Source organism: Shewanella halifaxensis HAW-EB4, from assembly GCF_000019185.1.
Classification (GTDB): Bacteria; Pseudomonadota; Gammaproteobacteria; order Enterobacterales; family Shewanellaceae; genus Shewanella; species Shewanella halifaxensis.
In genome coordinates this window covers 470,958-487,574 of record NC_010334.1, presented here as the reverse complement: position 1 = coordinate 487,574, position 16,617 = coordinate 470,958, and the positions used below count along the sequence as shown (strand labels likewise).

The following is a 16,617-nucleotide window of genomic DNA, read 5'->3' as shown; positions in this document are numbered from 1 at the left end:
CCCTCCCGTATCAATGAATTAACCGGCACACAAACTATCGACCCCACGGTGTTTCCCGCAAAAACTTCAGCAGCGAACAATCCAGTAGCTAAACTTAAATCACACTGGCTCTGCAGTATGTAGCCTTAATCTATCCATTTTATTTAAGGATGCTTAATGAGTATTTTAAATACTGGTGATACTGCATTTATGCTTTTGTGCACCGCGCTTGTGCTGTTAATGACTCCGGGGCTTGCCCTGTTTTATGGGGGATTAGTACGCGAACGTAATATGCTAACTATTATGTTGCAGAATTTTATCTGTATGGGTGTTATCGCAATTATTTGGGTTTTTGGCGGGTTTAGCCTAGCCTTTGGCGATGATATTGCTGGCGTTATTGGTTCACTCAGCCAATATTTTGGAATGTATCATATTGGCGCCGTTCCCAATGAGCATTATGCATCGAGTATTCCTTTCATCATCTTTTTTGCCTACCAAATGATGTTCGCTATTATCACTCCAGCGCTAATGACTGGTGCATTTGCCGGGCGATTGCAGTTTCCAGCCTATTTAAAATTCATCATCCTTTGGTCTCTGCTGGTTTATATTCCTGTGGCACATTGGATGTGGGGCGGAGGCTTTTTAAGCACTATTGGGGCTGTAGATTTTGCAGGGGGCATTGTAGTACACACCACAGCGGGTATGTCTGCCTTAGCGGCAGCCGTTTACGTTGGTAAACGAAGGAGTACCCGCCTTGGCGAAACCGAGTCCGCAGCGAGCTTACCCTTAGTGGCTATTGGCGCAGGGTTACTCTGGTTTGGTTGGTTTGGGTTCAACTCAGGCGGCGCATACGCTGCCAATCAATTAGCCGCATATGCCTTTACTAACACCACTCTTGCTGGTTCGACCGCAATGTTAATGTGGATGTTTTGGGAGTGGCGCGAAAACGGCCGCCCCTCTTTTTCAGGCACCTTGGTAGGCGCGGTAGCGGGGTTAGCAACAATTACTCCTGCAGCGGGATACGTAGAGCCCGCTTCAGCTATTTTTATTGGCCTAATCGGCGCTACAGCTTGCTATTTTGCCAAAGCGATTCAAAAAAAACTGGGAGTCGACGATGCGCTTGAAGTTTGGCGAGCTCATGGTGTCGGTGGCATATTAGGCTCATTACTCGTCGGGCTACTCGCAAGCGATGCTATAGATGAAGTTCAAGCGGGGGCATCTCAGTTTTTAATTCAACTTGTTGCCGTTGTTGTTGTCGCGATCTACTCGTGGTTTATCACAACTCTCATCCTAAAAATTATCGACAGGAATGGTAGCCTTAAGGTGCCTGATGACATTCAAGAAAGTGGGCTGGACTATGCTGAATTAGGCTCTAATGCGTACTCCCGAGATGACGCTAAACCAGTGAGCCAAGCCACACAAACAAAACAGCAGGAGCGTCCCGAAGATAAGCACACAAAGTAAATACCTACATATAGCACCACGTTGCTAAACGTGGTGCGACTAAAAACGACTATAGCGCTAAATTGAAGCAGACAAGGTTACTCTATCTGCTTGTAACTAATCAGCGCTACGCGTCATCGGTGTGATATTGGCCCTTGCTTGCTGGGCTGCAGTTTCAGCGTCGCCGGCACAGATGGCTTGCACCAATGCTTGATGGCTAGAAGCACTATCAGACAGGTCATAATCTTGATGGGTAAGCGCAATGTAGGCCTGCAACGGATATAAAATCTGCTTATATTGGCTTTGCATGCGCTCACTGCCACACATTTCAATTATCATCTGGTGTAGTTGCCAATCCATTTCGCTAATGCGGCGGGTGTCACCACTGTGTTGTAAACACAGCAATTGGTACTCTTGAAAAAAATCGGCTAAAAGCGCTTTATCATCACAGCTTGCCCACTTTGCGGCCATTGCAGCCGCTTCGCTCTCTAGGGCTACCCGCAAATGGTATAGCTCCCACAGATCCTGCTGATTAATCTCAACCACTTGCCAGCCTGAATAAGGCTTTTGGATCACTAAGCCTTCGTTCACTAACGAGTTCAGGGCCATACGCACTGTGCTGCGCGATAGCTCTAGCTGCTTGGCTAACGCACTTTCCACCAGCTTTTCGCCTAACTTGATGTGACCTTCCAAAATATGGGTTCGCAGATAACGGACGGCTTGAGACTCCAAACTTTCTTTAGTGATTTTCATATCGTTTACTGATGGCTCAAATAGTTGATGCATATGATGTTAATAGATTAACAAGCAAGGTAACGTCTTACATAATGACTATAACACTAGCCTCGTAGCATCTAAGTCAGCATGGCTTCTCTGACAAATTGCATAAAGCTAGTGGCTTGTGGCGATAACGACTTATTCTTACGGGTTAAAATATAATATGCGCGCTGATGGCGCACCTTTAACTCTGGAAACGGCATCACCAAACTCCCATCGGCTAACTGCTCCTGGATCTGCTGATAAGCACATACGGCAACGCCTAAGCCACTCATGGCTAGCGACATCACCACTTGGCTTTCACTGGCGTAATGGCACTTTTGCAGCTCTAGTTTTGCGACAGGATAATAATTAAGCCAATACTTCCAATCGAAGTTGTCTCGGTCATGGATAATGTTGGCATTGGCTAAGTCTGCTGGCACAGTTAAAGGTTTGCGTTTTAGGTACTCAGGAGAGCAAACAGGCACATAATCCAAGCTGCACAAAAACTGCGAGTCAAAACCTTCCCACTCACCGTCGCCCCACTTTATCGCCAACTCAGTTTGTGGTAAAAAATCGAAATGATTGGTAGTGAGCATCTGCCCGACCAATAGCTTAGGGTATTTAGCCAAAAACTTGGGTAATAATTTGCTAATCACTTGGCGGCTAAACACTGGCTCCATCTCAATATGTAGCGTGTAATGCTCGGCATCATGATGAAAGCCATCAACGACACCCATTAACTCTTGAATCGGTTGATTGATCTGTAACAGTAATCGCTGACCATCTTCGGTCAGTTGAATTTGACGCCCACCACGATAGAACAGCTTGGTACGCAGCACAGCTTCAAGCTTAGCCACTTGTTGACTGATGGCGGATTGAGTCAGACATAGCTCACGGCTGGCCTCGGTAAAACTTTGTTTATCAGCTACCGCTTTGAATGCCATAAACCAAGATAACTGCGGTAAGCGGGCACTTGGACTAACTTGAGTTGTATTCATAACATCCTGCGATAATAAGCCCCGGCTACAACTATGTGTAGCAAGGGCATTGCATTATTAATGACTAAATCTAATGGTTAAACATTTAGCAGCCGGGCTTAAAGCGCAGCAAAGTCTCTAAGCGTTGGTCTTTCTGGTACAAGCTGCAGTAGCTATAACCAATCTCTTCAATGTTAGTCTGCCCGCCTTGAGCAACAGTGCCAACTTTGGCAACGATACGCTCAGCGACACTTTCCACGCCTTCTTCGGCTCGCATAATACCAGAAGCGTCGATATCAATATCCTCATTTAGCAGATATTGGTTACCACTGATACGAATAACAGGAACGATTGGGTTATTAAAGCCTGCCCCGCCCGTGGTCCATAGAATCAGATGCGCGCCCAGTGAGGCAAAATGCATACCGGCACTACCACATAGATGAGTGGCTTCCGATAGGTAGAAACCTGCAGCCTTGGGCTTTTCATGTACCAGATGATTTATCTGCAATACATCTTGAATGGGACGAGTGCCAGTTTTACTCAGCGCACCAAAAGACTTTTCCTCTAGTGTGGTTAAGCCACCAACACTATTACCAATGCTCATGGTTTCCACTTCTGCGCCATCTACGTGCCAGCGCGCTTCTTCTTCATGAATTAAGCGCTCTAGTTTGTCAGCAACCTCTGGCGATACCGCGCGCTGACGTAAAATAGTTTCACAGCCGACTAATTCAATCAATTCACCGGCAATCGCGGTTGCGCCAAGATCGACTAACTTATCGACTGCGCGGCCAACGCTTGGATTAGAGGCGATGCCTGAGCTGGTATCTGAACCGCCACATTTCACCCCTATCACTAGCTTAGAAATGGGCGTTTCAATTCGAGGCGCGGCTTGTGCAACTTGCTGTAGCTCTTGCGCCAACGCCTTACCTTGGGTAATGGTTGCGCGCGTACCTTGTTGCTTCATACACACCAGTGAAAAAGCAGGACGACCGCTAACGCGGATAGGCGCAGCTACAATTTCAGGATCAATACTGCCACAACCCATTGCTAACACGAGTACCCCGGCCACGTTCGGGTTATTGCCCGTATGTACCATGGTGTTGATCATCTCTTCGTTACCACCATACATACAGGTGTTGTAGTTGGTCACTACGATTCCATTATCAATACTGTCGGCAATAGCACGGGCGATGCCGTCACAACACTCATCCACCGCCATAATCAATACATGGTTACGAATACCCACACTGCCATCTGCACGGCCAAAACCAATAAAGCTACTCATCATGCTTGCTCAATCCGCATCTGTTTAATAATTTCTTCAATGATATTGTCTGGAATATCTAAGCGTTGGCTGCGCACATTTTGCACATGGGCTAATTCACCACGAGGGATGGCCATAATCGCAACGCCTACTGGGTAACCCGCTTTAGTAATAAGCTGCTGGTCGGCGATATCGGTTAATGCCACCTTATTACCAAAAGTAATGCCTTGAAGGCAGGTCACCACATCAATGACTTGGTTATTGGTTGAGATAATTTCTATCTCATCGCCTTTAACAGCATCAACAAGTAGCGTGGCTACATTGTCGACAGGATCGAGTTGAATTGCTTTTTTCATACGAGTTAAAAACAGGATTGTAGGACAATCCGACAATATAGTCAGTTTTTCTGCTGAGTTAAAGCAGAATTTGACGCCATAGTGACGCCAATTTGAGTGTTTTTTATGAAATGTGATGTAACGTCCATTTTGCGATGTATCTCGTTTGCTAATAGCAATGCGGGCTTAGCTAGTTAGCAGCTCAAGTTTTTAGTCAAACTACCACCAGCAAACCATGACTTTTGCATCAAAGCGGCAAAGCCATCCACACAATGAGTCACCAAAGAAAACATGCTAGCAACAGTCATTACACTGCTCCTACTTGACCTCAGTAAAGACTACATTTACCTAGGCGATTCAGCAGTCACAGTAACAAAAGCGTATATGTGACCCAGTTCTTACTATTACATTTAGTAATGACTAAATAAGCTTTTATTGTTGTCACTCAGCGCCTACTTCGCTCAAAATCCGCCCGAATAAAATTCCCCGGTGTGGCTTACACTCAACCGTAAGCCGCATTACTACTTTTGTAAGGATGTAGTTGTGACTGATATAACAACGACCCCCGTGACAGACGAAACTGTTACTCAGCAATCCCCAGTTCAAAATGATAAAGTTCAAAACGACAAACTGCTGATCTCAGTGAGTTTGGCTGTTGTATTTGCTGTTGTAATGATGCTGATCTTTAACCCAGATCAAGTACAAGCTGCTGGTAAAACCGCCTTTGCTGCATTAACCAATACATTTGGTTCTTTCATCCAGCTGTTTGCCTTTGCATCTGTGTGCACCATGTTGTACATCGCAGTAAGCCGTTACGGCACCATTAAGCTGGGCGAAGGCCAACCTGAATACAGCAACATGAGCTGGTTGTTCATGTTTATCTGTGCCGGTTTAGGTTCAGCCACTATGTACTGGGCGTTCATGGAGTGGGCTTACTACTACAACGGTATTGGTCTAAACATTGAAGGACAGAGCAACGAAGCGCTGCGTACTAGCTTGTCTTACGTGATGTTCCACTGGGGTATTACGCCTTGGGCTATCTACGGTCTAGCGTCTATCACTATGGCGTACCACTTCCACGTTAACCGTGCTAAAGGTCTTAACCTGTCATCGCTAATGGTATCTATCCTTGGCATGAAAGAAGACAGCACTGCTAGCCGTGTTATGGGTCGCTCTTTGGATCTTATTTTCCTATTCGCGACATTTGGCGGTCTAATCCTAACGACAACAGTTACCGTAAACACAGTTTCTACTGGTTTCGCTGAACTGTTCGGCATGGAAAATACCTTCGCAATTAAGGCTATCCTGCTAGCACTGATCACCCTAACCTTTACCCTAAGCTCTTACATCGGTATTGCTGAAGGTCTGCAAAAAATCGCTCATGCCGCTTGTGGTATGTGCTTTGTGTTTGCTGTGTTTGTACTAGTATTGGGTGACACAGGCTTTATCGTTGATTTCTTTGTGAACTCTTTGGGTCTGACCCTGAGCAACTTCGTTGAGATGAGCCTGTTCACTGACGCGACAAATGATGGCACCTTCAACAAAGATTGGACTGTGTTCTACTGGTTATACTGGTTCACCTACACGCCAGCGGTAGCGATTTTCGTAACCCGTATCTCTAAGGGTCGTACTATCCGTCAAGTCGTATTGGGTCTTATCGCAGGTGGCTGTGGTGGTTGTTGGTTCTTCTTCGGCGCCCTAACTGGCTACTCAGTTGACGCAATGGTAGACGGCGTGGTGAATGCCCCAGCTCTACTAAACAGCGCTACTGGTGACATCGCAGTGGCCCAGTTAATTGCTAACCTGCCATTCGGTACCATCTTGTCAGTATTCTACTTCGTACTAATGATGCTGTTCCTAGCTTCTCACTTAGATGCGACTGCGTTCACCGTAGCGGCGGTAAGTACTAAGAACCTTAAGCAAGGTCAAGATCCGACTCGTGAACTACGCGTGTTCTGGTGTGTGATGCTAAGTCTACTACCGCTAGCGATGCTGTATATCAATGCATCACTAGATACCTTGAAAACAGCGGTAACCCTAACTGCGGCTCCGTTCGTAGTGGTACTGATGCTGTGTATGTACGGCCTAAAGAAATTCCTGTCAAACCACAAGTTTGATGACTGTTCTGAGAAATAAATCATGCTAAAAATTACCGATATTGAAGTGATCCACCTGCGCGTACCTGCAATGGATGCCGATTGTGAGTGGGGCGAAGACGCCGTTATCGTTAAGGTGCATACCGATAAAGGTATCGTGGGTATTGGCGAAGCTGACTCTAGCCCGCTAGTGGTACAAGCTTGTATTGAAGCACCACAAACTAACTTCTACTGTAACGGCCTTAAGCGTCTGTTGATCGGTGAAAATGCACTGGAAATTGAACGTCTGTGGAACAAGATGTACTGGGGTTCTAACTACATGGGCCGTCGCGGCGCTGGCATCCATGCCATCAGCGCTATCGACATAGCTCTATGGGATATCGCAGGTCAGTTCTACGGCGTGCCAGTACACACGCTACTGGGTGGTAAATACCGCGAAAAGATCCGTTGTTACGGTACCTTCATCCCGGCTGATAAGCCTGAAGACAACGTGGCGATTGTGCAGGGTTTGAAAGACCAAGGCTTCACCAGCATTAAGTTTGGTGGCGGCGTGATGGGCGATGACCCAGACACTGACTACGCGATTGTTAAAGCGGTGCGCGAAGCGGCAGGTCCAGAGATGGAAGTGCAGATCGACTTAGCGTCTAAGTGGCACACTTGTGGTCATTCAGCCATGATGGCGAAACGTCTAGAAGAGTTTAACCTGAACTGGATTGAAGAGCCTGTATTGGCAGATAGCCTGATCAGCTATGAAAAGCTGTCTCGCCAAGTGTCGCAAAAGATTGCAGGCGGTGAATCTCTGACGACGCGTTACGAGTTCCAAGAGTTCATCACTAAGTCTAACGCCGACATCGTTCAGCCAGACATCACCCGTTGTGGTGGTATCACTGAAATGAAGAAGATCTACGACATCGCACAGATGAATGGTACTCAGCTGATCCCTCACGGCTTCAGCACAGGCATTCTGTTGCATGCTTCGGTGCACTTCTTAGCGGCTTGCGAACAAGGCACGCTGATGGAGTTCTCTCAGAGCAGCAGCCCACTATTCACTAGCTTAGTGAAGAACCAACTACAGTTCGACAACGGCTTTGTCGCCGTATCTGACGCACCCGGTTTAGGTATCGAGCTAGACGAAGAGTTGATTGCAAAGTACCGTGTGAATTAATAGCGACTGATTTACCCGCTAAACAACAATGCCAGTAAGTTAAGCTTACTGGCATTTTTTATTGCTGAAACTGTTTTTTCTAAGATAGCCTTGATTAAAATTATATCAATTTTAATCTCTATAACTAAAAGGCAAACTTTTAAGAAATAACATACAAGCGTTATTCCTACTGAATTTAGTACAAAACTCACTAAGGGGTCACTGCAATCGTTATCGACTTTAGTAATACTAACGACTCTCTATACTTAGCTAATACGAACTCTGCTTAGGGTGCTCTGTAATGCGATTTTTATACTTAGCCAGCCTTCTTCTCTGTTTACTTGTGCCAATAAAAACGCTGCAAAGCCAGCCCATCGCTCAAACGCAGACAGCTAAAACCGATCAGATCGTGGCTGTGGGGGTATTTGCGGATCGGGGACTAGATGAAGCTGTGCAACGCTGGCAGCCGACCATAGATTGGTTAAGTCAACATATTGAAGGGTATCAGTTTAAGTTAATCCCTCTGTCACTTTCTCAACTTCAAAATGAGCTGAGTCAGCAAAAGCTACAATTCATTATCATCAACCCATCTGAGAGTATCCGCATTGCTCGTAGACAGTCACTTTCCTGGTTAGCAACCCTATTAAGCCCCCTTAATGGTGGGACCTCAATTGCTACAGGTTCAGTAATATGGGTCAAGTCTGACAGCCCTTACCAAAATTTACATCAACTCGCAGGACAAAAAATTGGTACCGCCAGTCCTCAGGCCTTTGGCGGCTATATGGCAATGCAGCGGGAGCTTCAACGACTTGGGCGCGACAGTGACCTTCTAATCAACACAAAAGTCATTGGTTACCCCCATGAATCTGTGGTTGCAGAGCTGCAAGAAGGTGATATCGCAGCGGCTATTTTACCGGTTTGCTTAGTTGAATCTATGATACGTAAGGGGCAAATCTCTCCCAATGAACTTAGACCAATTAATGATATGACTCCTTCAGGCTTCGAGTGCCGAGTCTCTACTCGTTTATATCCAAACTGGGGCTTTGCCATGACAGGTAGTGCCGATCGCACCTTAGCACGAGAGATCCTGCAATCTTTACTCGCGATCCCAAAAAACTCAAATACGGCACAAGCGGCGCAATCCCTTGGTTGGACCGTACCAGAGAGTCAGATTGAGCTGGATAATCTATTTAATGATCTGGGAGTTCACCCTCTACAGCAGCCCTGGTGGCAACTTTTGTGGAGCTGGGTACAAACCCACTATTACCTGATTATCTTGATGCTTATTGTGGCGACATTTTTACCTATCCAGCATCTAATCTTAACGCTTCGCTATCGCCGTAACAGTCGAAAACTCGGCTTGGCCCAAGCAAACCTGCAACAGGCACAACGACGTGCATTAGTCGATAAAATGGGTTCCAGCTTAGCCCATGAACTCAACCAGCCTTTGTCAGCAATTCGCCTCTATACTGAAGGTGAGCTATCTCGTCGTCAAAAAGGCAGTAGCCAAACTGATATTGATCAGCTGCTCGGAAAAATTCGCCGTCAGGTTATTCGAGTCGATGAGGTCGTTAGCCGCTTCCGCCAGCTACTACATAAGCAAGCAGTACAAAAATCTCAGCTAGATATTGCATTACTCCTGCGTGATACCGTCAGTTTAGTTGAGCTTTATGCACATACCCACAAGGTTGAAATAACCTTTCACCCTACTCATGATGAAATGATGTTTTTTGGTGATAGAGCAGGATTAGAGCAGCTACTGGTCAACTTACTGACTAATGCGATAGATGCATCGGCATCATCGAGTAAAAAGCAGGTATGGGTCACTTTAACCTTAGCCAGTAGCCGTATTAAAATAAGCATACAAGATACTGGACAGGGGCTCGAGAGGCCCATAGCTGAGTTGCTAACCCCTTTTGTTACCACTAAAAAAGAGGGCGTGGGACTCGGATTAAGCATCTGTAAAGAGGTGGCTGAATCTCATCTTGGGCACCTATCATTTAACAATCTAGATAATGGCGGCTGCTGCGTGAGCATCGAGTTTCCAATACCAAATATAAGAGATGATAATGACAAACACTAACCTTTATCTAGTTGACGACGATGAGTCTGTATTAGACGCACTAGACTTTGCCCTGCAGGGAGAGGGCTATCAGCCTCTGTCATTTAACTCTGCCGAAGCTTTTTGGCTGTGGGCAAAACAGCATGCCGATAAAATGAACGAAGGCGGTTGCTTGATCTTAGACTCTCGGATGCCAGGTATGAGCGGTCAGGAACTTCAGTACCAGCTTAGCCAAACAGACTGTTCACTAGGGATTGTATTTCTTACCGGCCATGGAGATGTCCCTATGGCGGTTGATGCCCTTAAGCTTGGAGCCGTAGACTTTCTGCAAAAACCGATTGAAATTACCAAGCTTCTTAAGGCCGTATCACAGGCGTTCGATGCATCTACATCCTCCAAAGAGTTGAAATCTGCCATTCGCTGCTATGAAGAGTTAACGCTACGTGAGCGAGATATACTGCAACTACTCGCCCAGGGTAAAACAAATCAGCAGCTGGCCGAGCTGTTATTTATCTCAGCGCGAACTGTTGAGGTACACAGATCAAATATGTTGAAGCATTTACAGATGGACTCACTTGCTAAGATGGTACGCCTCTATACTCTAGTAGAGCCGTACTTAAGCAGTATAGCCCCACCTCCTTTACGAATTCGTCGTAAAACAAAGCACAATGATTAATTTATTGCTCTGTGCCCTGCATCACTCAAGTTCACAGCAAAATATAGAGAGCAGCTCACAACCACACTAACTATGTGGAAATCCCTTATAGAAGCCTATCTGACCATTACCTAGTATTCGACTAAATTACTCCCCAACTTTGGTCGTCAGTATGAAACTAGAATACGGATTTTATGTCGATAGCAGTAAGTGTACCGGCTGCAAAACTTGTCAGGTTGCCTGCAAAGATAAAAATGAGTTACCGATTGGTGTTAACTATCGCCGCGTATATGAATACGCAGGTGGGGAGTGGCTCAAGGGTCTTGATGACACATGGCAACAAAATGTATTTGCCTACTACCTATCAATCAGCTGTAACCACTGTGCAGAGCCTGCCTGCACCAAAGCTTGCCCCACTGGTGCCATGCATAAACGGTCACAAGATGGCTTAGTTGTTGTCGATACCGATGTCTGTATTGGTTGCCGCTATTGCGAGATGGCCTGCCCCTATGGCGCGCCACAATACAATCCAGAAAAAAAACATATGACTAAGTGCGATGGCTGCTATGAGTTGTTAGCCCAGAATAAGAAACCAATCTGTGTCTCATCTTGCCCTCTGCGGGCATTAGATTTCGGCCCTATAGATGAACTTAGAGCGAAATATGGCGAGTTTGCTGATATTGCTCCACTGCCAGACTCTTCTCTAACAAAGCCTTCACTGGTGATAAAACCTAACCGTCACGCTAAACCTACAGGTGATAAGAGTGGTGCGCTTTGTAATAAGGCGGAGCTTTAATCATGCATGAAATCCCATTAGTGATCTTTACTGTGCTTGCCCAAGCGGTAGCTGGTAGCTTTATCCTGCTATGTGCCCTGCGTCTAGCATACCCTCAGCAGCTTGGTGGCAACAGCCAACTATTGCAGCGATGTTTTCTATGCCTTTGGTCTATATTTGCCATTGCTGGTTTAGCCGCGACTACCCACCTAGGCCAACCGCTTAGAGCCGCCAATGTACTCTTTGGCCTCGCTCACCTCTCTCCCATGAGTGTTGAAATAATCATGGTATCGATTTTTGGTGCTCTCGGAACAGGCTCAAGTTTACTACTATGGCGCAAGGCGGATAGCCGCTTAGTGAATATCTTACTATTGACCGCCGCTCTAGCCGCTATCGGTCAACTATTTGCCATCGCCAACGTCTACAGCTTGCCGACAGTCTATCTGTGGAGCAACCACTGGACGCCAATCAACTTGGTCTTTAGCGGGCTGATCACGGGATCCATGTTAACGAGTCTTTTACTCAATACATGTCAAATACAGCCCGTAAAAACACCATTAAAGCTAAGTGCACTCAAGCCTATCTTGGCCATTATATTCCTACTAACACTCGTATTAAGCACCGCTTACGCCATGCAGTTAACCGAGCAACTGCATAAGCTAGGAGCATCACTACCCGTGTGGCTACAGCTACTACAAATAGGCCGCATATCCCTACTCGCTATCGGCTTTATCAGCTGTCTAGTCATCAAGTTAAACACCTACAAATCCACGCCGTTGTTACTGGCAACCCTTACTGTGTTAACCGCTGAAATACTTGGGCGGATATTATTTTACGAACTCGGTTTACTCCAGCAGCTCTAGCTCTGCTTTTAGGTTATAGGAACTTTCATTATGTTTAATAAGCAAAAAAATACCTTAAGCACCGAGTCACAGGGTGTATCTCGTCGTGGCTTTCTTAAATTAGGTGCCTCTCTTGGTGTAAGTGCTTTCATTTCGACTCAACCACTAAACGCTATCGCTGCCATGGTGATCGATAAGCATGTGGGTGAAGTTGCCAAGTGGCATAACTGTTGGGCTCACTGTCACTCAAGCTGCCTACTTAAAATCATTACCCAAGATGGCCAGATAAAACGCATCGAAACCGATGATCAGGGCGATGATGTTTTTGGCCGTCATCAAGTCAGAGCTTGCTTACGAGGGCGTTCGCTGCATAAACGCACTTTCTCACCAGACAGACTCAAGTACCCAATGAAACGAGTCGGTAAGCGCGGTGAGGGTAAGTTCAAGCGCATCAGCTGGGATGAAGCCTTAACTGAAGTTCACAGCCAGATGAGTAAGATCATCACTGAACATGGTAACCAAGCTATTTTCAGCCGTGTCGGTTATGGCAAACCCCACGGTCCGTATCACTATGTACCTAGATTTTTAAACCAGATTGGCGGCTTCTTATCGCCATCGGGTAACTACAGTAGCCATCAAATTGATACTGCATCGCTATACACCTATGGTGATAAGTCTTATACCATCGGCAGCGCGCCAACCGAAATCGCTCACTCAGATCTGGTGGTTTACTTCGGTAATAACCCAGCCAATACACGAATGAGTGGTGGCAGTGATACCTATCATTATCAAGAGAGTAAAAGCCAAAGCTCTGCCCGTACGATTATTATCGACCCGCAATACACTGATACCGCCTGTGGTCGTGAAGATCTTTGGCTGGCGATCCGCCCCGGTACCGATGCAGCCTTAGTAGAAGCCGTAGCTTGGGTATTAATTAACGAAAAATATGTCGATGAAGCGTTTTTAAAGAGTCATTGCTATGGGTATGATGCCGAGCCAGGTGATGTTAGTAAAGGGATCCCATCACTGGATCAATCTTTAAGTTACAAAGCCTACATCTTAGGTAAGGGCGCTGACGGTATCGAAAAAACGCCTGAATATACCGCTGCAATCTGCGGGATCCCTAAAGAGCAGATCTATCAGATGGCACGCTCACTCGGCCAAGCCAAGGCACCCTTTATCGCTCAGGGCTGGGGGCCACAACGCCACGCAGCAGGTGAACAAACGGCTCGCGCAATCTATATGCTCCCAATCCTTTTAGGACAACTTGGATTGCCCGGTACCAATAATGGTGGCTCAGACTTCCTGTTCCATAAAACTGATATCATGCAGATGCCTACTGGAGCTAACCCAGTTAAGGCTAAGGTCCCTTGTTTCAAATGGCTAGAAGCCGTTGAGCGGGGCCATGAGATGACAGAGTTTACTGATGGGATTACAGGTGCAGATAAGCTCACCAGTGACGTTAAGTGCGTCTTTATGTATCAGGGAAACTGGCTGCTAAACCAACACTCAGACTGCAATGCCACGGCGAAGATCCTTGCCGATGAAAGCAAATTAGAGTTCATCTTCGTGATGGACAACCATATGACAGCAAGTGCCAAATATGCCGACATTCTGCTACCCGATATAACTTGGTTAGAGAACTCACGCATAGTAGCTTTCTCGACTCACCTCACCAAGACTGAGCATGTGCTCGATCCTATGTATGAGTGTCGCCACCCTTATGAAGTATTTGCCGATTTAGCCGATAAATTTGGCATTCGCCAGCAGTTTACCCAAGGTCGAAGCTGGGATGACTGGCAACGTCATCTTTATGAACAAAGCCGTCTCAATCACCCGCAATTTCCACCATTTGAGGTGTTAGATAAACACAAAACGATTCGGATCCCATTCGATCCTAATGAAGAGAGATACACCCTAAAAGAGTTCCGAGAGGATCCTCTTACTAATCCATTAAAAACTGAATCTGGAAAAATTCAGATTTATAGCCATAAGCTGGCAAAATTTGCGGCGACTTGGACCTTACCTGTTGGTGATAAGATTTCGCCACTCCCCGAATACACGCCAACTTGGGAAAGCTATGCTGACAAAAAGCAGCTTGTAGAACATCCACTACAGCTTATTGGTTTTAAATCTAAGGGACGTCCCCACTCTACCTTCCATAATGTACCTTGGTTAAGGGAAGTAATTGAAGACGCCTTGATGATGAACCCTATTGACGCTAAAGATCGACAGCTAAAGCAAGGCCAATTGGTGCATGTGTATAACAACCGAGGAACGATTCGTATCCCAGTTAGGATCACCCCCAGAATTATGCCCGGCGTTGTCGCCATGGGTGAAGGTGCCTGGTACAGCCCAAATGAGCTTGGCGTAGATGTTGGCGGTTGTATCAACACCCTAACCAACTTGCGACCGACTGCACTGGCAAAGGCTAACCCCCAAGGCACCAACCTAGTTGAAGTCTGCGGTATCTAGAGTAATAAATTGCAGTGTCACGAATATGTTGGCACTGCATTCATTGAACGAAGAAAGTAATTGTGGAAAACACACCATGAGCAGTGAACAACTCATTAATCATAAAGATGAAATACAAGCTATCGATGATGACTTGATACTAGCGAGCCTTAACTTACTGTATCGATTTTTTTACTTTGAGCCGGAAGATTCTCTATTACTCAAGGTTGAGGAGAGTCATATCTTGCACTTCTGGCAGGCAGAGATGGGGATATCGACACTGGAGACTGAAATATTTCTGTCACAAGCATCGGCTTTAGAGCAGTTGCAGTCTGATCACCTTAGCCTGTTTGTGGGGATAGGCATGCCTAAAGCCATGCCTTGGGGATCGGTTTATCTCAGTGAGGATAACCTACTACTGCAAAAATCCACCTATGCACTAGCCGGATTTCTTGAAGATAAGCATTTAAGGTTTCAACTCGATGAAAAGCAACCTCTCGATCATATCGGCCTATGCCTATCTGCTTTGGCCAGCTTACTTGAGCGTCATATCAGAGCTAAAGATGCTAGCAGCGAAAGGTGTGTGTGTGAGTTTTTATGCGTGCACATACTCCCTTGGAGCTTCCGCTTTACTGAGCTACTTACGAAAAATGCCGAAACAGCGCTATACCGACTTTTAGGTAAAATAACGCTACACACCCTCACTCAGCTGCAAGCGAAATGGCAGTTAACCCCAGTCCAAAGACAGCTGTATTATTAACTCGAATAAGTTAGCAAATGATCCGTAGCTTTATAATAGACCCGATTATTTATAGCGAGTTAGCTAAGTTAACCGTGGCACTCAACCAAAGCGGATCCTGTATTAACTAATGCTGTAATAAATCTTCCCCTTAAAAGTCTAGTGTCTGGAGTTTATACCTGTAAGTTCGCTTAATGGCATTTTGCTTCGCAAAAAATATCCCCTATCGTTACAATCACTAAACTAGACTTAATCCTAGTCAATGGATTGATTAAGTATTCAGGATGAATAAACCACCAATTGAGATAGTTTATGACGATAGAGAACGTGCGGAGATATTGATTAAGCAACTATCAAAACAAACGGATCTTCGTTTAGTCAGAAAACGACTAAACTTGGGAGATTATCAGATAAACGAATGGCTTATTGAAAGAAAAACACTCTCAGATTTCGTTATTTCACTTTGTGATGGCAGACTATTTTCACAGGTATCAAGGCTATCAAAAAGCCCTAATAATACAGCACTGCTTATTGAGGGTTCATCGCGAGATATCGCCGCTTATGGTATTACTCGAGAGGCTGTAATGGGTGCGCTATGCTCTATTGCTATCAACTTCAACATGCCTATCTTACGCAGTTTATCTCAGGCAGAGTCGGCTAAAATCCTCTACTTCTGTGCCACTCAATTAAATAGCTGGGAAACAGGAGTCATCTCCAACGGCAGAAAACCTAAACGTCACAAAAACCGACAACTCTTCATACTCCAAAGTCTTCCTCAAGTTGGTCCAAAACTGGCTAAACGTTTATTAATACATTTCGAGAGTATTGAAGCGGTCTTCACTGCCCCTGAAGAGGAACTGTTAAAGGTAGAGGGGATCGGGCAAGAGAAGGCTAGAGGGATACGAGGAATATTAACGTCAACGAACAAAAGAGGCCACAACCAACCCGATTAAGCAGTATTGCCTACATAAGGCAAACACATACAACATACTCGCAACAAAATAATCACCAGCTGATACAGATATAGGAGGCGAGCACAATGCTATGTTTGATATAGTAAAATGCACATCAATAGCAGTTCTTGCTAATGTAA

14 protein-coding genes are annotated in these 16,617 nt (G+C 45.7%); 10 read left to right on the top strand and 4 right to left on the bottom strand.

The window, feature by feature from the left end; translation table 11 throughout:
• Window positions 1–156: 156 nt before the first annotated feature.
• Window positions 157–1,443 (top strand): ammonium transporter, encoded by a 1,287-nt coding sequence (locus tag SHAL_RS02095; protein ID WP_012275545.1) that lies wholly within the window; start codon window positions 157–159, stop codon window positions 1,441–1,443.
• Between the two features lie 96 nt (window positions 1,444–1,539).
• Here SHAL_RS02095 and SHAL_RS02090 read toward each other — a convergent pair whose 3' ends face one another.
• From SHAL_RS02090 to SHAL_RS02075, 4 genes are all read right to left on the bottom strand, one after another.
• Window positions 1,540–2,175, bottom strand: coding sequence for a GntR family transcriptional regulator (locus SHAL_RS02090; protein ID WP_041416212.1), 636 nt, complete (start codon window positions 2,173–2,175; stop codon window positions 1,540–1,542).
• A gap of 101 nt (window positions 2,176–2,276) precedes the next feature.
• On the bottom strand, window positions 2,277–3,179 hold the full coding sequence (locus tag SHAL_RS02085) for a LysR family transcriptional regulator (protein ID WP_012275543.1): 903 nt from the start codon (window positions 3,177–3,179) through the stop codon (window positions 2,277–2,279).
• 85 nt (window positions 3,180–3,264) lie between these two features.
• Entirely contained in the window at window positions 3,265–4,446 is a 1,182-nt protein-coding gene (locus tag SHAL_RS02080; RefSeq protein WP_012275542.1) for a UxaA family hydrolase, read from the bottom strand.
• Window positions 4,443–4,778, bottom strand: coding sequence for an SAF domain-containing protein (locus SHAL_RS02075; RefSeq protein WP_012275541.1), 336 nt, complete (start codon window positions 4,776–4,778; stop codon window positions 4,443–4,445). The genes SHAL_RS02080 and SHAL_RS02075 overlap by 4 nt, the downstream gene beginning before the upstream one ends.
• A 522-nt stretch (window positions 4,779–5,300) precedes the next feature.
• Between SHAL_RS02075 and SHAL_RS02070 the strand changes: the two genes are divergently transcribed.
• The 9 genes from SHAL_RS02070 to SHAL_RS02030 all read left to right on the top strand — a co-directional run bounded on the left by SHAL_RS02070 (window position 5,301) and on the right by SHAL_RS02030 (window position 16,477).
• Window positions 5,301–6,893, top strand: coding sequence for a BCCT family transporter (locus SHAL_RS02070; RefSeq protein ID WP_012275540.1), 1,593 nt, complete (start codon window positions 5,301–5,303; stop codon window positions 6,891–6,893).
• A gap of 3 nt (window positions 6,894–6,896) precedes the next feature.
• Window positions 6,897–8,018 (top strand): mandelate racemase/muconate lactonizing enzyme family protein, encoded by a 1,122-nt coding sequence (locus tag SHAL_RS02065; RefSeq protein WP_012275539.1) that lies wholly within the window; start codon window positions 6,897–6,899, stop codon window positions 8,016–8,018.
• A gap of 280 nt (window positions 8,019–8,298) precedes the next feature.
• The gene (locus tag SHAL_RS02060) at window positions 8,299–10,080 is read left to right on the top strand and encodes a sensor histidine kinase (protein ID WP_012275538.1); all 1,782 of its coding nucleotides are present in this window, start codon (window positions 8,299–8,301) and stop codon (window positions 10,078–10,080) included.
• A complete protein-coding gene (locus SHAL_RS02055; RefSeq protein WP_041415797.1) occupies window positions 10,067–10,735 on the top strand; it encodes a response regulator transcription factor in 669 nt (222 codons plus the stop codon). The genes SHAL_RS02060 and SHAL_RS02055 overlap by 14 nt, the downstream gene beginning before the upstream one ends.
• 151 nt (window positions 10,736–10,886) lie before the next feature.
• On the top strand, window positions 10,887–11,510 hold the full coding sequence (locus tag SHAL_RS02050; protein WP_012275536.1) for a DMSO/selenate family reductase complex B subunit: 624 nt from the start codon (window positions 10,887–10,889) through the stop codon (window positions 11,508–11,510).
• A 2-nt stretch (window positions 11,511–11,512) separates the two neighbouring features.
• Window positions 11,513–12,352 (top strand): dimethyl sulfoxide reductase anchor subunit family protein, encoded by an 840-nt coding sequence (locus tag SHAL_RS02045; RefSeq protein WP_012275535.1) that lies wholly within the window; start codon window positions 11,513–11,515, stop codon window positions 12,350–12,352.
• Window positions 12,353–12,382: 30 nt separating this feature from the next.
• Entirely contained in the window at window positions 12,383–14,806 is a 2,424-nt protein-coding gene (locus SHAL_RS02040; RefSeq protein ID WP_012275534.1) for a DMSO/selenate family reductase complex A subunit, read from the top strand.
• A 76-nt stretch (window positions 14,807–14,882) separates the two neighbouring features.
• On the top strand, window positions 14,883–15,545 hold the full coding sequence (locus SHAL_RS02035) for a TorD/DmsD family molecular chaperone (RefSeq protein WP_041415796.1): 663 nt from the start codon (window positions 14,883–14,885) through the stop codon (window positions 15,543–15,545).
• 263 nt (window positions 15,546–15,808) lie between these two features.
• Entirely contained in the window at window positions 15,809–16,477 is a 669-nt protein-coding gene (locus tag SHAL_RS02030) for an ERCC4 domain-containing protein (RefSeq protein ID WP_012275532.1), read from the top strand.
• The last annotated feature ends 140 nt before the right edge of the window (window positions 16,478–16,617 follow it).